Source organism: Amycolatopsis sp. Poz14, assembly GCF_006704225.1.
GTDB classification, from domain to species: Bacteria; Actinomycetota; Actinomycetes; order Mycobacteriales; family Pseudonocardiaceae; genus Amycolatopsis; species Amycolatopsis nivea.
The window spans coordinates 3,272,341-3,289,814 of sequence record NZ_JACLHD010000001.1 but is presented as its reverse complement, the minus strand read 5'-3'; the positions used below and the strand labels follow the sequence as shown (position 1 = coordinate 3,289,814).

Annotated in this window: 16 protein-coding genes and 1 pseudogene; 8 read left to right on the top strand and 9 right to left on the bottom strand. The window is 68.6% G+C overall.

Going from position 1 to position 17,474, the window contains the following annotated elements; genetic code table 11:
- Nucleotides 1-60 precede the first annotated feature (60 nt).
- Nucleotides 61-1,239, top strand: coding sequence for a saccharopine dehydrogenase family protein (locus FKO37_RS15925; protein ID WP_238604852.1), 1,179 nt, complete (start codon nucleotides 61-63; stop codon nucleotides 1,237-1,239).
- A 14-nt stretch (nucleotides 1,240-1,253) separates the two neighbouring features.
- Nucleotides 1,254-2,534 carry an FAD-binding oxidoreductase gene (locus tag FKO37_RS15920; protein WP_238604851.1) on the top strand — a complete coding sequence of 427 codons (1,281 nt, stop codon included), beginning with the start codon at nucleotides 1,254-1,256 and terminating at the stop codon, nucleotides 2,532-2,534.
- Between the two features lies 1 nt (nucleotide 2,535).
- Here FKO37_RS15920 and FKO37_RS15915 read toward each other — a convergent pair whose 3' ends face one another.
- Genes FKO37_RS15915 through FKO37_RS15905 form a run of 3 tightly spaced genes read right to left on the bottom strand, consistent with a single transcriptional unit; the run spans nucleotide 2,536 to nucleotide 5,963 of the window.
- Complete coding sequence (locus tag FKO37_RS15915) at nucleotides 2,536-2,940, bottom strand: hypothetical protein (RefSeq protein ID WP_238604850.1); 405 nt, start codon at nucleotides 2,938-2,940, stop codon at nucleotides 2,536-2,538.
- 59 nt (nucleotides 2,941-2,999) lie between these two features.
- Nucleotides 3,000-4,418 (bottom strand): Re/Si-specific NAD(P)(+) transhydrogenase subunit beta, encoded by a 1,419-nt coding sequence (gene pntB, locus FKO37_RS15910; protein ID WP_238604849.1) that lies wholly within the window; start codon nucleotides 4,416-4,418, stop codon nucleotides 3,000-3,002.
- Between the two features lie 21 nt (nucleotides 4,419-4,439).
- Complete coding sequence (locus FKO37_RS15905; RefSeq protein ID WP_238604848.1) at nucleotides 4,440-5,963, bottom strand: Re/Si-specific NAD(P)(+) transhydrogenase subunit alpha; 1,524 nt, start codon at nucleotides 5,961-5,963, stop codon at nucleotides 4,440-4,442.
- A 325-nt stretch (nucleotides 5,964-6,288) separates the two neighbouring features.
- Between FKO37_RS15905 and FKO37_RS15900 the strand changes: the two genes are divergently transcribed.
- Both FKO37_RS15900 and FKO37_RS15895 read left to right on the top strand, forming a co-directional pair.
- Nucleotides 6,289-6,495 carry a hypothetical protein gene (locus tag FKO37_RS15900; RefSeq protein WP_238604847.1) on the top strand — a complete coding sequence of 69 codons (207 nt, stop codon included), beginning with the start codon at nucleotides 6,289-6,291 and terminating at the stop codon, nucleotides 6,493-6,495.
- A gap of 108 nt (nucleotides 6,496-6,603) precedes the next feature.
- The gene (locus FKO37_RS15895; protein WP_238604846.1) at nucleotides 6,604-7,413 is read left to right on the top strand and encodes an enoyl-CoA hydratase/isomerase family protein; all 810 of its coding nucleotides are present in this window, start codon (nucleotides 6,604-6,606) and stop codon (nucleotides 7,411-7,413) included.
- A gap of 881 nt (nucleotides 7,414-8,294) precedes the next feature.
- On the opposite strand, the gene FKO37_RS15890 is transcribed toward FKO37_RS15895, so the two are convergent.
- Nucleotides 8,295-8,924: a TetR/AcrR family transcriptional regulator gene (locus FKO37_RS15890; RefSeq protein ID WP_238604845.1), complete on the bottom strand. Its 630-nt coding sequence runs from the start codon at nucleotides 8,922-8,924 to the stop codon at nucleotides 8,295-8,297.
- 120 nt (nucleotides 8,925-9,044) lie between these two features.
- On the opposite strand from FKO37_RS15890, the gene FKO37_RS15885 reads away from it, so the two are divergent.
- Nucleotides 9,045-9,851 carry a class II aldolase/adducin family protein gene (locus tag FKO37_RS15885; protein WP_238604844.1) on the top strand — a complete coding sequence of 269 codons (807 nt, stop codon included), beginning with the start codon at nucleotides 9,045-9,047 and terminating at the stop codon, nucleotides 9,849-9,851.
- 89 nt (nucleotides 9,852-9,940) lie between these two features.
- Nucleotides 9,941-11,107: an alpha-hydroxy-acid oxidizing protein gene (locus tag FKO37_RS15880; protein WP_238604843.1), complete on the top strand. Its 1,167-nt coding sequence runs from the start codon at nucleotides 9,941-9,943 to the stop codon at nucleotides 11,105-11,107.
- A 129-nt stretch (nucleotides 11,108-11,236) separates the two neighbouring features.
- Here the strand turns inward: FKO37_RS15880 and FKO37_RS15875 are convergent, their stop codons facing one another.
- The 5 genes and pseudogenes from FKO37_RS15875 to FKO37_RS15855 form a co-directional block, all read right to left on the bottom strand.
- Complete coding sequence (locus tag FKO37_RS15875) at nucleotides 11,237-11,533, bottom strand: acyl-CoA dehydrogenase family protein (protein ID WP_238608273.1); 297 nt, start codon at nucleotides 11,531-11,533, stop codon at nucleotides 11,237-11,239.
- A gap of 71 nt (nucleotides 11,534-11,604) precedes the next feature.
- Nucleotides 11,605-12,090, bottom strand: a pseudogene (locus tag FKO37_RS15870) (acyl-CoA dehydrogenase family protein); the annotation flags it as partial.
- A 113-nt stretch (nucleotides 12,091-12,203) separates the two neighbouring features.
- Nucleotides 12,204-13,796 (bottom strand): carboxylesterase/lipase family protein, encoded by a 1,593-nt coding sequence (locus FKO37_RS15865; protein ID WP_238604842.1) that lies wholly within the window; start codon nucleotides 13,794-13,796, stop codon nucleotides 12,204-12,206.
- A 24-nt stretch (nucleotides 13,797-13,820) separates the two neighbouring features.
- Nucleotides 13,821-14,456, bottom strand: coding sequence for a TetR/AcrR family transcriptional regulator (locus tag FKO37_RS15860; protein ID WP_238604841.1), 636 nt, complete (start codon nucleotides 14,454-14,456; stop codon nucleotides 13,821-13,823).
- A gap of 66 nt (nucleotides 14,457-14,522) precedes the next feature.
- Complete coding sequence (locus tag FKO37_RS15855; RefSeq protein WP_238604840.1) at nucleotides 14,523-14,996, bottom strand: MaoC family dehydratase; 474 nt, start codon at nucleotides 14,994-14,996, stop codon at nucleotides 14,523-14,525.
- A 145-nt stretch (nucleotides 14,997-15,141) separates the two neighbouring features.
- On the opposite strand from FKO37_RS15855, the gene FKO37_RS15850 reads away from it, so the two are divergent.
- Nucleotides 15,142-16,407 (top strand): acyl-CoA dehydrogenase family protein, encoded by a 1,266-nt coding sequence (locus tag FKO37_RS15850; RefSeq protein ID WP_308196530.1) that lies wholly within the window; start codon nucleotides 15,142-15,144, stop codon nucleotides 16,405-16,407.
- Nucleotides 16,408-16,690: 283 nt separating this feature from the next.
- The gene (gene fabG / locus FKO37_RS15845) at nucleotides 16,691-17,440 is read left to right on the top strand and encodes a 3-oxoacyl-ACP reductase FabG (RefSeq protein WP_238604839.1); all 750 of its coding nucleotides are present in this window, start codon (nucleotides 16,691-16,693) and stop codon (nucleotides 17,438-17,440) included.
- Nucleotides 17,441-17,474 lie beyond the last annotated feature (34 nt).

Genomic DNA, 17,474 nt, shown 5'->3' with positions numbered 1-17,474 from the left:
AAGGGCGCAACCCAGCTCCGGGAAACGTCGTCGGCGTCGTCGCGCGCCCACACTGGCCGCATGACAACTGCTCCCGGAAAACACCCTGCCCACAAACGAATCCTGGTGACCGGCGGCGCGGGCGAGATGGCCCGCTACGCCTGCCGCGCCCTCGCACAGGCGGACGAAGTCGAAACCGTCGTGGTCTCCGACCGCGACCACGACCGTGCCGCCGGATTCGCCGCCGAACTGGGTCCGAAAGCCCGAGCGGCCGGGCTGGACATCTCCGACTCCGACGCGCTCCGCGCGGCGCTGCAAGACGTCGACATCGTCCTCAACTGCGCGGGCCCGTTCTACCGGTTCGGCCGCGAAGTCCTCGGCGCGGCGATCGCGACCGGCACCCACTACCTCGACATCTGCGACGACTGGGAACCGACCCTGGAGATGCTCGAACTGGACGGAGCCGCGCGCGGCGCGGGCGTCACCGCGGTCATCGGCATGGGAGCCAGCCCGGGCACCAGCAACCTGCTGGCGATGCTGTGCATGAACGGCCTCGACTCCGCCGAACGGGTCTACACCGCCTGGCGCATCGGCGGGCTCAAGCCGCCGCCCCCCGGCGAGGAGGACAAGCCGAACGCCGCGGGCGAACACTGGATCCACAACTGCACCGAGCAGATCAAGGTCCGCCGCGGCGGCGAACTCGTCGATTCCCACGCCCTGGACGAGATCAAGCTCAGCTATCCCGGCGTCGGCGAGGACTCGGCCTGGGTCTGCGGCCACCCCGAACCGCTCACGCTTCCGCGCGTGCGTCCGGAGATCCAGGAGTCGTACAACCTGATGGTCGCGCGCCGCGGCCTGATGGAAGCCCTGCAGCGGATCGCCGACCGGGTGCGGGCCGGCGAACTCGATGTCCCCGCGGCCGCCAAGGCGATCCTGCACGAACCGAACATCAGCGGTCCCGCGGCCGGGCCCGCCACGATCCACGGGGACCTCTTCGCGGTCGCCGAAGGCGTCAAAGACGGCGTGCCCACCCGGGTCGGCGCGTCGCCGTTGATCATCCCGGCCGCCAACATGGGCGAGGTCACCGGGTATCCGCTCGCGGTCGCGGCCTTGATGCTGTGCCGGGGCCAGATCACGACGCTCGGCGTGCACGGCCCCGAAGGCGCCGTCGACCCGGAGATCTACTTCGAGCAGCTCGCGCGATTCGTCGACAACCGCCCCGACGGCCCGGTCGTCGAGGTCGTCTCCGAACGGATCTGAACGGAGTCCGGCCCATGAACACGACCTACTTGTCCGGCAGCGGCTGGGCCACCCGCCCCATGACGCTCGAGCCTGCCCTCGAAGGCGACCTGACGTGCGAGATCGCCGTGATCGGCGGCGGCCTCGGCGGGATGTCCGCCGCGCTCCGCCTGGCGGAACTCGGCCATGACGTCGTACTGGTGGAAGCGGACCTGTGCGGCTGGGGCGCCAGCGCGCGCAACGCCGGCTACGTCACCGGAACCGTCGGCAGCGACCCGCGGATCCTCGCGCGCTTCTACCCGGATCGCGCGACGGGTCTGTTCCGCTTCGCCCGCAATGCCGTGACACACACCGAAAAATTGATCGCGGACCAGGACATCGACTGCGGATACCGGCAGACCGGCATCTTCTCCGCCGCTCCTACTGCCGCGCGGTTCCGGCGCGTCCTCGCGACCACGAAGTCCGGCAAGCGGTCCACGGTCGCAGCCGCGGAGCAGGCCGGGATTCCGCCTGCCTTCCACGGCGGGATCCACGTGCACGTCGGCGGCGTCCTCAACCCCGCCGAATTCGCACTCGGCGTCCGGGAGCTGGTTCGCGGTTCGAGCGTCCGGGTGTTCGAACAGACGCCGGTGCACCACGTCGCCGACAACGGCGATTCGGTGACGATCACGACGCCCGGCGGCCGGATCCGCGCCGAGCGGGCGATCCTGACGACCAACGCGTTCCAGAACCAGCTCGACATCGCGCCGCGCCGGCTGAGCACTCCGGTGTGGGTGACCGCGGTCGAAACCGAGCCGGTGCCGCCGGAAGCCCTTGACGCCGCGGGGTGGACCAGCCGGGTCCCGATTGTCACCACCCACCTGGTGATGCAGAGCTTCCGGACGACGGACCGCAACACCATCGTTTTCAGCACCCGGAATCTGCAGACGTCCCGGCGTCCCCGAGCAGACCGGATGCCGGAACAGTCCATTGTGGACGACCTCGTCCGTGGCTTCCGGGAGCGGTTCCCGACCTTGGGCGACGTCGCCCCGGCACAGGCCTGGGGCGGATGGATCGGCATGACGCCCTCGAACCTGGCAGTCGCCGGGCAAGCGACCCCGCGCGTCTCCTATTCCCTCGCTTGCAACGGGCACGGGCTGCCGCAAGCGCCGTACCTCGGCACCTTGCTCGCCGATTTCGTCGGCGGCGAAGGAATGCACGACGATCTGCGCACCGTGTGGCGGGAATCGCCGCGCTTCGCCCCCGGCATCGTCAACCCGGCGACGGTCCGCCTGGGCTGGCTCGCCGACCGGCTGACCGACCGCCTCGGCCGGTGACCTACCCCGCCAGCCTTGTTTCCCAAGGCTGGCGGTGGTGCCGGGCCTGCCGAGCGGCGACGACGCTCGCTCGGCAGGCCCGGAGCAATTGGCGATTCGCCGCACTGTCCGGCACCCGCAGGCAGCGCGAGCACGTGACGACGACCGCGCCCGTCAGTTCGTCGACGGCGACGGCCGCGGCTGCGTCGCACTCACGGCACCAGCGATGCCCGGTGACCCGGATCGCGTGCGCGGGCGAAGAAACGCATTGATAGAGCCAACGGCGATGCACCGGGCAACTGATCCGGTCGTGCGGCGACAGACCGGCACGCTCCTCTGCGGCGTCTTCACGTCGCAAGGTCGCGGTGAGTTGCCGTCCGCCGTTCGGCGACGGTGCCAGCGGCGATGCTTGCGCGGAAATCGACATGACGCAAGCATCGCCGCCCCGTGCTGATCCCGGATGCGCGAAGGTACCTGTATCCCTACCTAGAGCGCAGTGAGGATGTCGTTGACGCGGTCCTGGGCGTCGCCGAAGAGCATCGCGGAGTTGTCGCGGAAGAACAGCGGGTTCTGCACACCCGCGTACCCGGAGGCCATGGAGCGCTTGAACACCACGACGTTCTCCGCTTCCCACACCGTCAGCACCGGCATGCCCGCGATCGGGCTGCCCGGGTCTTCGGCCGCGGCCGGGTTCACCGTGTCGTTGGCGCCGATCACGAGCACGACGTCGGTGTCGGAGAAATCGTCGTTGATCTCGTCCAGCTCCAGCACGATGTCGTACGGCACCTTCGCTTCGGCCAGCAGCACGTTCATGTGCCCGGGCAGACGTCCCGCGACGGGGTGGATGCCGAACCGGACCTCGATGCCCTTGTCCCGCAGTTTCCGGGTCAGTTCCGCCACCCCGTACTGGGCCTGCGCGACCGCCATCCCGTAGCCCGGGGTGATGACCACCCGCGACGCCCCGGTCAGCAGCTCGGCCGCGCCTTCGGCGGTGATTTCCCGGTGCTCGCCGTAATCCTTGTCCCCGCTGGGTCCGGCCTCGATGCCAAAGCCTCCGGCGATCACGGAGATGAAGGACCGGTTCATCGCCTTGCACATGATGTAGGACAGGTATGCACCCGAGGAGCCGACGAGGGCGCCGGTGATGATCAGCAGGTCGTTCTCCAGCAGGAACCCTGAGGCCGCCGCAGCCCAGCCGCTGTAGCTGTTCAGCATGGACACGACCACCGGCATGTCGCCGCCGCCGATCGAGGCGACCAGATGCCAGCCGAGTGCGAGGGCGAGGACGGTGACGACGATCAGCAGCCACAGGTGCGGGCTCGCCACGAACCAGGCGGTGAACGCCACGAACAGCACCAGCGCGCCCAGGTTCAGGAAATTCTTCCCGGGCAGCATCAACGGCGCGGACTTCATCCGCGCCGAGAGTTTCAGGTTCGCCACGATCGACCCGGTGAACGTCACCGCGCCGATGAACACCCCGATGAACACCTCGGCATGATGGATCCCCAACGTCCCCAACGCTTCGAGGTGGCGGGACTCGCCGCCGGTCGGGTCGCACTCGACCTGCAGGTAGCCGTTCCAGCCGACCAGGACCGCGGCGAGACCGACGAAGGAATGCAGCAGGGCGATCAGCTCGGGCATCCCGGTCATCTCGACCACCGCCGCCCGCCGCAACCCGATCCCCGCGCCGACCGCCATCGCGACGATCATCAACGCGACCGACGTCCCGGTGATCTCCCCCGTGACGGCCTGGGCGATGGTCGCGATCAGCGCGACGACCATCCCGGCGATCCCGAAATAGTTCCCCACCCGGGCGGTTTCGTGCCGGGACAGCCCGGCGAGGGCGAGAATGAACAACAGCCCGGCCACGATGTAGGCGGCCTGGCTCGCAGTGTGCACAGTCATCAGAACAGAACGCCTTCCGGGTCAGCTGCGGGAGAACATCGCGAGCATCCGGCGGGTCACCGCGAACCCGCCGAAAATGTTGATCGTCGCCAGCAACGTCGCCACCCCCGCCAGCACGACGACCACCGTGTTCCCGCTGACCAGATTCAGCAGCGCACCCACCACGATGATCCCGGAAATCGCGTTCGTCACCGACATCAACGGCGTATGCAACGCATGATGCACATGCCCGATCACGTAATAGCCGATCACGATCGCCAACGCGAACACCGTCAAATGCGGCAACAACGCCGCCGGGGCCAACGCCGCCAGCAACAAGAACACCGCCGCCACACCCAACACCAGCCCGAGCCTGCGGCCCGAAGACATCGGCTCCTTCTTCGGCTCTTCCTTCGCCGGAGCCGCGGCGGCTTTCTGAGGTGCCGCGGAGACTTGCACCGGCGGTGGCGGCCACGTCAGCTCGCCGTTGCGCACGACGGTGATCGACCGGACCACCACATCCTCGAAGTCGACCACGAGCTGGCCGTCTTTCTCCGGGGTCATCAGCTTCATCAGGTTCACCAGGTTGGTGCCGTACAGCTGAGACGCCTGCGCGGGCAGCCGCCCCGCCAGGTCCGTGTAGCCGAGGATCGTCACCCCGTTGTCCGTGACGACCTTCTCGCCCGCGACCGAGCCCTCGACGTTCCCGCCGTTCGCCGCCGCCATGTCCACAATGACCGAACCGGCCTTCATCGACGCCACCATCTCACCGGTGATGATCCGCGGGGCCGGACGGCCCGGGATCAACGCGGTCGTCACGATGATGTCGACGTCCTTGCACTGCGTCGCGTACAGCTCTTTCTCACGCGCTTTGTAGTCGTCGCCCATCTCCTTGGCGTATCCGGTGGCGGAGACTTCGGCGTTCGGGTCCTCGATGGGCAGATACTCCCCGCCCAGGCTCTTCACCTGATCGGCGACTTCCGGCCGCGGGTCCGTCGCCCGCACAATCGCCCCGAGACTTCCCGCCGCGCCGATCGCCGCCAACCCCGCGACACCCGCGCCGACGACCAGTACCTTCGCCGGGTTGACCTTCCCTGCCGCGGTCACCTGACCGGTGAAGAACCGCCCGAACGTATGCGCCGCCTCCACCACCGCCCGGTACCCGGCGATGTTCGCCATCGAGGACAGCACGTCCAGCGACTGCGCCCGGGAGATCCGCGGCACCGCGTCCATCGCCAGCGCCGTGATCGGCCGCCGCGCCAGATCCTCCACCAGCTCCGAGTTCAACGCCGGAGCCAGCAGGCTCACCACCGCCGCACCCGACTTCACCGCGTCCAACTGCCCGGACGACGGCGCGTTGACTCCGAACACGATGTCCGCGTCCGCGATCGACCCGGACGTCGCGCCCGCGTCCGCATACGCCTCATCGAAAAAGCCGGACGCCAGCCCGGCCCCCGGCTCCACCGCCACGTCATAGCCCAGCCCGCGCAGCTTGCCCACCGTCTCCGGAGTCGCCGCCACCCGCGTCTCCCCCGGCTGGGCCTCCTTGAGCACCCCGATCAGCATGCCGTCTCCTTCCCGCTCAGCACTGCAACACCGCTGCTGTGCAGCGCCCGCGGTTCTCGCGCGAACTCTCCGCTCGCAGCCTGACCACGCGTCGACGCCTCTTCTGTGCGATGCACCCGCCCAGATCCGGTCTAAGCGCTTGCTTAGCACGGCACCATAACTACTCCCCTGCCTCCTTTCCTTCCCCCAGGCGGGCACAGTCCTGCCTGCGATCTCAAAAACGCCGCCTCTCGATCACCCGGCCGGGCATAGTTCGACCGCCCCCAGCCGAATCCACACCGTCTCGGTGCACGGTGCTCATACCCAGGACAGAAAGCCGACACTGATGACCAAAAACGAGCGATGGCAAGACATGCAGGACGCAATCGCCCGGGCACGACAGCACCCGGCAGCCATAATCCAGGCCGTTTCGTCGTGTTCGTCGAGGGGAGACGCGGCCGCGGCGTTGATGCCCCTGCTCAAGATCGACCGAGACCTGGCCGACCAGCTGCTCGATCTCCACGTCTCGGACTTCATCGGACAACCCGGCTGACGCGGAGTCGCGACCACGAATGCGAACCTGTCTGCTCGATTCCCCCGGACGGGCATCGCCTGGCCCGCTATCGCCGCAATATCCCGCGTCCGCACCGACGATGCCCGCATGACCGAACCCGTGGTGCTGACCTCGCTCGAAAATGACACCCTGACGATCACCCTGAACCGGCCGCAGCGCCTCAACGCCCTGAATCCCGAACTCCTGGATGCCTTCGACAAGGCCTTCGAGCAACTGGAGCCGACGACGCGCGCCGTCATCCTCCGCGGATCGGGCCGCGCCTTCTCGGCCGGCCACGACCTCAAGTGGTCAGCGGAGCAGGCCGACCAGCCACCGATGACCGAGGACGAAATGGCCGCCACGACAGACCGCCTGCACGAAATCACCCGACGCATCCGCGCCTGCCCGATCCCCGTGGTGTCGCGAGTACACGGCTACGCAATCGGCGGCGGCGCGGAAATCGCCCTCAGCGCCGATCTGGTGGTCGCGGACAGTTCGGCCGTCTTCCGTTTCACCGAGACCGCAGTAGGCCTCGTCGTCACGAACGGCTTCACTGCGGTCATGCCACGAACCGCCGGCCCGGTGGTAGCAAAGGAGATCATCCTGCTCGGCGAGCCTTTCACCGGCGAGCAGGCGCGGACCTGGGGACTCGTGAACCGGGTCGTAGCCGAAGCCGACCTGGACGACGAGATCGCCGCGATCGTGCGCAGCCTCAAGCTCAAGTCCCCCACCGCACTCCGCCTCGCCAAAAACCTCCTCGACCAAGCCTGGGAAGGAACCACGGAGGAAATCATGCGCCGCGAGACCCTGGCCAGCGTCGAGGCGTCCCTCGGACCCGACGCCAAGGAAGCCGCAGCCGCATTCGCCGAAGGCCGCGACCCACGATTCGCACCACGGACGGACACTCCCGCCCGCTGATCGAACTGGGAATTCCAGAGCCAACCGGCGCTCGCCAAATCAACTGGCATCGTCGATGAGAGCCGGGCCGCCCAAGTCGGCTCGGCCATGCGAACCGGTTCGCTCGGTGCTTCTTCACGGACATCAGCCCGACAACGACCGCCACCATGACGCTCACCGCGGATACGACCGGATCACGCCGAGCACCCGACCCGTCACGCTGACCACCCCACGACGCTCTGCCAAACCCGTACTGGACCAGACGACGCCATCCGACATTTGCGAGCCCGAGACCTCCAACACACGACAACACAGCACGACACCACGGAAGCCTCGCCAGCACACGAAAAGGTCTTGGCCGACATCACTCGACACCATCCGACACCTCAGGCAGCGAACTCTCAACCAGCGGGTTCGGGGTTCGAGCCCCTGATGGCGCACCCTCACTCCCCAGGTTCGAGAAGTTTTCGACCTGGGGATTTTGGTTTTCTGGAAGCCTTTCTTCCGGTTCCGGAATGTCCATTGCGGTCGTTGGCACGACGGGCCGACCAGCACACCGCCAGGACCGCCTGCTGCGATATCACTGAGCACTCCTCGGCACCCGGCGGCAGGCCGAGAATCATGCGGTGCCTCGACGGGCTCGCGCGACAGCCGCAGCATCTGATTGTGTCCGCTGACAGTCGAAGCCAACCCGGCGAGCACGCTCGTCCGGCCGGCCTCGGTTGCGAGAGCCAAACCGTCCTTTTCCCGACCGCTCCAGAGTTCCTGGAGTTCCGCGATAAATCGGTGACCGTCGTGCAACGGGCCCCTCCGCGCCCGTTCAGCCGGGATCAGCACGATTCCCGGCAACGAAGCGACCTTCTCTCTTTCGACGGGCGAATTCGCCCGTCGCCACGGACAGGTCAGCCGGGCTGCGGGGCGTCCGGCTTCGCGATGGATATCGCTTCGATGAGCGGCGGCAAATAGGCGCGGGCCAGCTCGTCAGGCGCCAGCTGGTCGGGTTCGACGAGGCTTTGGGCGAGTGCGCCCTCGTGCAACGCGGTCGTGAAACGGGCGAGGGAGTCCAAGTCCACCGTCGGTCGTCTGCCCAGCTGGTCGAACAGGGTCTCGAACAGCCGCACCACTTCGGCTCGGAGGCGGCGGTCGTGTTCGGCGAGGCGGCGGGCCGCGTCCGGGTTGCGGATCGCGTGCAGCGTGAACTCGGTGGACAGCAAGTACCAGCGGTGCTCGGCGTGGTCGACCGCGCTGGTGCGGCTGATCAGCTCGGCAAGGGGCTCGACAGAGCCCCGCATGGCGTCCACGGCGTCGGCGAGCCGGTCCAGGACACGCTGGGCGTGCCGGTCGAACAGGGCGAAGAACAGCTCTTCCTTGGTGCGGTAGTTGGAATAGAAGGCGCCGCGGGTCAGACCGGCTCGTTCGCAGACCTCTTCGATCGAGGTCCCGCGGAACCCGCGGTCCGCGAAAACCTCGAGAGCAGCGTCGAGCAGGCTCGAGACGGTCTGCGGCCTGCGTTTGGTCTGTCCTCTTGGCACCGGCTGCCTCCCAAGTCATTGACACGCCGCAGTGGCTCCGCGCATCATACATTGTCGTATCGGATACAGATATGTATCCGATACTCACATGCATCCGTTTGCGGACAGGAGGGTGTTCCCATGCCGTCGATTCCGGAGGAAGCACTGGTCGCGCTCGGGCCGGCTCCGGCGGGATTCCGCCTCCCGCTGCCGCCCGTGTTCGAGTCGCCGGAGAAGGAGCGACTGCACCGCAAAGCGGAGCTGGCCGCGGCGTTCCGGCTGTTCGGGAAACTCGGATTCGCCGAAGGCACGGCCGGGCATCTCACCGCGCGCGACCCCGAGCACCCGGACCGGTTCTGGGTCAACCCGTTCGGGATGAGCTTCCGGCGGATCAAGGTCTCCGACCTGGTCCTGGTCGATCGGTCGGGAGCGCTGGTGGAGGGCACGCGGCCGGTGAACCGCGCGGCCTTCTGCATCCACTCCGAGGTGCACGACGCCCGGCCCGACGCAGTCGCCGCGGCACACGCGCACTCCGTGCACGGCAAGGCTTTTTCATCCTTGCGCAGGCACCTGGCGCCGCTGACGCAGGACGCCTGCGCGTACTTCGAGGACCACGGTCTCTACGACGACTTCCGCGGTGTGGTGAACGACGCGGAGGAAGGCAGGCGAATCGCCGCCGCGCTCGGTCCCCACAAGGCGGTCATCCTGGCCAACCACGGCCTTCTGACGGTGGGCCGCACCGTCGCGGAGGCAGCCTGGTGGTTCATCAGCCTGGAGCGCTCCTGCCAGGCGCAGCTCCTGGCGATGGCGGCGGGCGACCCGCACGAGATCGACCGGGAAACCGCGCTCGCCGTGCGCGCGCAGACCGGCACGCCGCTTTCCGGCTGGTTCCAGCTGCGGCCGATGTGGGAAGAGGTCATCGCCGAGCAGCCCGATCTTTTCGACTGAGTGTCTACACCGAATCCGGCCCGCGCCGGTCGGCCGCACAGCAGACAACGCCCGCGCCGACCGCGCGGCAATCCGGAAGGACCAGTGTCATGAACGAGTCGTTCAGCTCCTATCAGAACGAGATCTACCTTGCCGGGCTGGACGGCGTCCGGCCCCGGTACCCAATGCTCCACGCCGAGCTCGCGACCAGGGCGGAGGCAGTCCTGCCGCCCTGGGTGTGGTCGTATGTCGCCGGGGGCGCAGGCGACGAGCAGACCCAACGCGCCAACGTCAGCGCGTTCCACCAGTGGGGCCTGGTCCCGCGCAGGTTCGTCGACACCACGCGACGAGACTTGTCCGTCGAGCTGTTCGGGCTTCAGCTGCCGTCACCGCTCCTGCTCGCGCCCGTCGGCGTGCTCGGCATTTGCACTCCGGACGGACACGGCGACCTCGCGACCGCCCGCGCCGCCGCGAACACCGGCGTGCCGATGATCGCATCGACGCTCTCCGCCGACCCGATGGAGAACGTGGCCGCGGAGTTCGGTGCGACGCCCGGTTTCTTCCAGCTCTACACTCCCGACGACCGCGACCTCGCCGAGAGCCTCGTCCGCCGCGCGGAGAAGTCCGGATTCCGGGCCATCGTGGTCACCTTGGACACCTGGACCCCCGGCTGGCGTCCGCGAGATCTCGCGACCGGCAACTTCCCCCAGCTCCGCGGGCACTGCCTGGCCAACTTCACCGCCGACCCGGTCTTCCGCGCCCGGCTGAACCATCCGCCCGAGCAGGATCGGCGCGGTGCGGCGCTGGCCTGGGCGGATATCGCCGGCCACCCGCTCACGTGGGCGGATCTGGCGTGGCTGCGGTCGCTCACCTCCCTTCCGCTGGTCCTCAAAGGACTCTGCCATCCCGACGACGTGCGCCGGGCGCTCGACCTGGGCGCGGACGGCATCTACTGCTCGAACCACGGCGGACGCCAGGCCAACGGCGGGCTCCCTGCAATAGACGCCCTGCCCGCTGTGGTCGAGGCTGCGAACGGGGCCCCTGTGCTCTTCGACTCCGGGGTGCGCGGAGGAGCCGATATCGCGAAGGCGCTGGCTTTGGGCGCGACCGCGGTCGCGCTCGGCCGGCCCTACGTCCACGGACTCGCGCTCGGCGGCACCGACGGAGTCGTCCACGTCGTGCGCGCGCTGCTGGCGGAACTGGACCTGATCATGGCCGTCGACGGCTTTCCTGCGCTCGCCGATCTCAAGCGCGAGGCGCTGCGGCGCGTGTCATGACCGGATACCAGGCAGGAGCGGGCAGATCGACCAACGAGGCGAGGGAGCCACGGTGCGCGTCCGGGGCGCCGAGGGCGATCTGATCGGCCTCGGCACGCTTGAGATACAGATGTAGGGAATGCTCCCAAGTCATGCCGAGGCCGCCGCGCAGCTGTCGGCCTCCTCTGCGGCCCGGACGGCCAGGTCGCCGCAGAACGCCTGGGCCACGCCGTCGGCGGTACGGGCATCAGGATCGTCGACGGCGAGGGTCGCAGCGGTATGCCGGGAGGCAGCGGCGCCTCGTTCGATCTCTGCGTACAGGTCGGACAGACGGTGTTTGAGGGCTTGGAACCCGCCGACGACCCGCCCGAACTGCCGACCTTGCTTGAGGTACGCGACTGTGGTGTCCAGGCGCTGCTGAGCGATCCCGAGTTGTTCGGCGGCCAGCAGCGCCGCGCCGGCGAGCAGCGCCTCCTGGATCGCCGGTTCGCCGTGAGGAGCGGCTCGGCGACGACGCAGTGCTTCGGAGCCTCCGGGTCGGTTCGGGCGAGCAGGATCGCGAAACGCGCCTGCTGCGCCCCGGAGGTCCAGACCTTCTGCCCGCTCAGCCGCCGCTGCTCGCCGTCGCGCACCGCGCGGGTGGACAGGCCGGCCAGCCCGGAGCAGGCTCCGGGCTTGGAGAAGAGCTGGTGCCAGATCTACTCGTCAGTCCACAATGGACGGAGGAATCGGCGCCGCTGCTCCTCGGCGCCGTAGGCGAGGATAGTCGGCGCGGCCATGCCGAGACCGATCTCGTTGGCCGCGAGATCGTTGTCCAGTGCGCCCGCGGAGGCGAACGGCCGGTCCGCTTCCGGCTGGAGGGTTCGCGGCAGGCCCTTCCCGCCGCGCCCCTCGGGGTAATGCACCCGGGCAAGCCCGGCATCGAAGCGGGCTCGCAGGAACGCCTGCCGCCCGGTTGCGGCGGGCGGATGGGCGCGGAGGAACTCGGCGACGCAGTGACGCAGCCGAGACCGCGCGGGTTTTCCGGCAACGCTGTCCCCGCTCGACGCAGCGTGCTCTCGGCCGGCTTTCGGGCGCGGAAGCCGGTGCCCGCGCCGCGCGCGGGCACCGGCGCTCCTCACCGGTTCAGGCCCAGCACTCCGAGGTTATTCCAGAATCGGCAGTGGTGGTCGGCCTCGAAGGCCGTCTCGGTCGCGGGCGAGGGCGGTGCGAACGACGCCATCGCCGGGTTGCCAGCGCTGAACTGCGGCCACACCGGCACGCCGCGGGCTCCCGGATCGCCGTTCGCGGCGAAGTCGGTCCAGTACCGTTGGACGGCATCGGCCAACTGGATCTGGGAGGCCGACAGACCGCCGCTGACCGGCTCGGTCGAGGTGTTGAACACGTACTGCACCTCGGCACCGTGGAAGGCCCCATACGGGAAGCTCACCGGCGGCAGCTTGAGGACCGGCGCGTTCTCGTCGTTGAACTCATAGGCTCGGGTCGGCACGAACCGGGACAGGGACTTGTCCATGTTCAGCGCCGAGCAGGCGAATCCCGCGTCGGTGCCGGCTGCTCCGAGCGCGACGGGCGGGCTCGGGTAGTCGCTCAGCGGGTACTCCTGAGCGATCTTCATCGCCGTGAGCGGGTCGACCGACAGGGCGATCGAGATGAGCGGCACATAGGTGAGGGGCGTGACTTTCACGCCTGACTGCTCGGCCAGCGCGACGAACAGGCGGTATTCGTCGTGATTGGACCCGTTGATCACCGGGACCTGATTGAACCTGCCGGAGGCGAACGCCGTCGCGAGCGACTCGGTCAGGGTCCGGCCGTCGATGTTCGGCGTGTAACCGCCGGAGTTCTGGTCGGAGAGAATCGTCGACACCGGCAGGGCGCGCAGGCATTCGGCGGATTGGTCGAGGCAGCCTGCTTTGGCGGCGAAGGTCTCGCCCGCTTGTTCGGCGTCGGCCAGCGATCGCTGCGTCGGGTTGTAGGCGCCGCTCTCCACGATCGCCCGCTGGAACAGGCCCTGTGCGCCGGGAGACGCCATCTGCGACAACACGCTGAGGCCTCCCGCGGATTCGCCGAAGACAGTCACGTTGCCCGGGTCGCCGCCGAAGGCGCCTGCGTTGCGCTGCACCCAGCGCAATGCCGCTTGCTGGTCCATCAGGCCATAGTCTCCGGACGGGCCGCCTGCGTGGTCGGCCAGTGCGGGATGCGCGAGAAAGCCGAGCGCGCCGAGACGGTAGTTGAGGCTGACCACGACAGCGCCGTTGCCGACGAGGCGCTGGGGGTCGTAGTCGTCGCTTTGCCCGATCGTCAGCGCGCCGCCGTGGATCCACACCATGACCGGCAACGGCCGCTTCGGCGGGCTGGCCGGCGTATAGACGTTGAGGTACAAGCAGTCTTCGGACGTGCTGCCGGTGCCCAGCGGCGGTTTGCTGGGCTGCGCGCAGTGCGGGCCGAAGGCTTGGGCGGAGCGCACCCCCGTCCAAGGGGCGACGGGTTGCGGCGGCTGCCAGCGCAGCGAGCCGACCGGCGGCGCGGCGTACGGGATTCCGAGGAATTGCCTGCCGGTCGCGGTAGCGGTGCCGAGCACCGAACCGTCCGTTGTGGACACGACAGGCGCGTCGGCCGCCGTCGCCGCGGCCGGGACGGCGGTCGCGAGAGCGGCGGAGAGCGCGAGGCAGAGCGGCGCGGCCGCAAGAGACCGCAATCGGTGCTGAGACATGGTTTTCTCCAGTTCAGAACGTTCTCACTCCAAGCGCAGCGCATTGATCCAGATCTTGTTCAGGGTGGTGACAAGAAGGTCGAACGGAATCGGGTGGCCGAGGACGAAGACCATGTTGGCCATGCGGCCGACCATGGCGGACAGTGCGTGCGCGGTGACATCAGGGTCGAGCGAGGGATCGGCCTCGCCCCGTTCCTGGAGACTGCGGATCATGGCCGCGTTGCGCTGGTAGAACGCCATGCCGCGGTCGATCCGGAGTTTCCTGAATTCGGGATCGATGTGCGCTACCTGCTCGAACAGGGCCATCAGTCGTGCGTTTTTCCGGTACGAATTGAGGTATTCCCGGTTTGCCGAGTCGATCAGCAGGCGGGGGTCGCTGATTCCGGTTCGTTCGCGCAGGTGCGGATGAACCATCTCCTCCTGCACCTCTTCGACCAAGGCGGCGAAGATCGACTCCTTGTCGGAGAAGTAGGTGTAGAAGGAACCGGTCGCCGCTCCGGCTTCCCGGGCGATGTCCGCAATGCGGGCTTCGAGGTAGCCGTCCCGTTCGAACACCGCGCGCGCCGCCGTGATCAATGCGTTTCTGGTGCGTTCGCCGCGTTTGCTGCGCGGTGCCGGCTTGCTCGTGCCGGGGCCGCCGGTCTCGCCTGGGGTCGCCATCGTCTCCGCTCGCAGTCTTTCCGGTCGGGCAGTGCGGGTGAACTGTATCGCCCGGTAATCTCCCGTTTACTCGACCAATCGCCCCAGCGACTCCGCGACGACGATCGGCTTCCCGCCTCCTTCCCGCTCGAATACCTGACTGCTGCGCAACTGGATTCCGCCGGAGACCCGCTCGGCGGAAAGAAGCGTGGTGCGCATGCGGATCCTGGACCCGACCGGGACCGGATCCGGGAACCGGATCTTGTCGTACCCGTAGTTGAGACTGCGGTCGAAGCCGTCGAAGGACAGCAGTTCGTACGAGAACGCGGGTCCCAGCGCCAGGCTGTAGAGACCGTGGGCGATCGTGCCGCCCAGCGGACTCGCTTCGGCGCGCTCCACGTCGACGTGGATCCATTGCCGGTCGAGGGTCAGGCCGGCGAAGGCGGTGACCCGTTCCTGGGTGACCTCGTGCCAGCCGGTCGGCCCGATCTCCCGGCCGATCAGCGCCTGGAGATCGTCGAACGTCGCGGGGCGCACCGGCAGTCGCGTGATGTCGAGCATGAGTGGCAAAGCTCCTTCCGGGAGGTGTCCTCACTTTCTACTTGAACTTGAATCCGAATTCAAGTAGAAAGCAGGGACCAGCGCCGGACCGGCGGGCATCGCCCGCGCAGCGGCCGGCGGCCACCGTCGAGGGGAGCTGGGTCCAGTGGACCTGTTTTCCATTTCCGAACGAGCGAGCCAGTACCGCGCGGACCTGCTCGCGTTCATGGACGAGCACGTATACCCCGCGGAGCCCGAGTACGAGCGGCAGATGCGCGAGGCAGCGGACCCGCACCATCATCCGCGGATCATCGAAGACCTGAAGGCCGAAGCCCGCCGGCGCGGACTGTGGAATCTGTTCCACCCGCACCGCGAGTGGGGGCCAGGGCTCACCAATCTGGAATACGCGCCGCTGGCCGAGATCCTGGGCCGCAGCCCGATCGCCTCCGAGGCGTGCAACTGCTCGGCCCCGGACACCGGCAACATGGAGGTGCTCACCCTTTTCGGCACCGAAGAGCACCACCGGCGCTACCTGAAGCCGTTGCTGGACGGCACTATCCGTTCGGCATTCGCGATGACCGAACCCGCGGTGGCCAGTTCGGACGCGACCAACATCGAACTGCGCATGGAGCGCGACGGCGACGAGTACCTGCTCAACGGCCGGAAGTGGTTCGCCTCCAACGCGCTGCACCGCAACTGCCGGGTCCTGATCGTGATGGGGAAGACCGATCCGGCCGCGCCCCCGCACCGTCAGCAGTCGATGATGGTGGTGCCGATCGACGCCCCGGGCGTCACCCTGCTCCGCAGCCTGCCGGTCTTCGGCTACCAGGACCGCGAGGGCCACGCCGAGATCGAGTTCCGCGATGTCCGGGTGCCCGCCGCGGACCTGCTCTCCGGGGAAGGCGAGGGGTTCGCGATCAGCCAGGCGCGGCTCGGGCCGGGTCGCATCCACCACTGCATGCGGGCGATCGGCATGGCCGAGCGCGCGCTGGAGCTGATGTGCCGGCGAGCCGGCGAGCGGGTGACCTTCGGCAGCCCGCTCGGCGAGCGCGCGAACATCCAGGACTGGATCGCCGAGTCCCGGGTCGAAATCGACCAGGCCCGGCTGCTCACGCTCAAAGCCGCGTGGATGATGGACACGGTCGGCAACCGCGAGGCGCGCACCGAGATCGCCGCGATCAAGATCGCCGCCCCGCAGATGGCGTTGCGCGTGGTGGACCGGGCGATCCAGGTGCACGGCGGAGCCGGGCTGACCGACGACTTCCCGCTCGCCAGCGCCTACGCGCACCTGCGCACGCTGCGCCTGGCCGACGGGCCCGACGAGGTGCACAAGCGGGCGATCGCCAGGCACGAGTTGCGCAGGCACCGCACGGAAACGGAAACAGCGCACGCCCCGACGCCGGTCCCGGCCGGTGCGGCGGGAGCCCGGTGAGGCTCCGGCCGGTGCCCAGCCGGCCCGGCCGGGCGCGCGAGTCCGGCGCTGCCCGCCGGCAGGCCGCACGCGGACCGGATCCCTTCAGCAGCCCGGGAAACCCAGTCGGCAAGACCGGCACCGCCTGCGGACAACCGAACGATCAGAGCCGCGTCGAGCACGGTGCGGCGCGCGAACAGGTCAGGCCGCGGCTGCGATCCGGCGGGCAACGGCCGCGGAAGCGTCCGGGGCGAGCCCCGCGGCTATCCGCATCAGACAGAGAGCGAGGCCAGGAGTGGGCACGGTGACCAGAACGGCGATCGTAACCGGTGCGGCACAAGGCATCGGTGCGGCGATCGCGCTCCGGCTGGCCGAGGACGGCATGGCCGTGGCAGCGGTCGATCTGACAGAGAGCGCCTGCGGCGACACTGCAGAAGCCATCCGCAGCCGCGGCGGGACCGCCGCGGCGATCGGCGCCGACGTCGCGGACGAATCAGCGGTCGCGGCCGCGGTACGGCGCACCGTCGAGACAGTCGGCGCGCCGACCGTATTGGTCAACAACGCCGGCGTGACCCGGGACAACCTGGTGTTCAAGATGACCGCGGACGACTGGGACACCGTGCTTTCCGTGCACCTGCGCGGGTCGTTCCTGATGGCCCGGGCAGTCCAGGAGCACATGGTCGCCGCCGGATTCGGCCGCATCGTCAACCTGTCGAGCATGTCTGCGCTGGGAAACCGGGGCCAGGCCAACTATTCGGCCGCGAAAGCCGGGCTTCAGGGCCTGACCAAAACCCTGGCGCTGGAGCTGGGCAAGTTCGGCGTCACCGCCAACGCTGTCGCGCCGGGATTCATCGAGACCGAAATGACCCGGGCGACCGCCCGGCGCATGGGCCTCTCGTTCGAGGAACTCCGCAGGCTCGCGGTCGCCGGCATCCCGGTCAACCGGGCCGGACTGCCCGAGGACGTCGCCCACCTGGCGTCGTTCCTGGCCAGCGAGCAGGCCGGGTTCGTGTCCGGCCAGGTCGTCTACGCGGCCGGCGGACCGGCTGCCTGACACGGGGGCGGCATCACGATCGACAGTCTCGCCC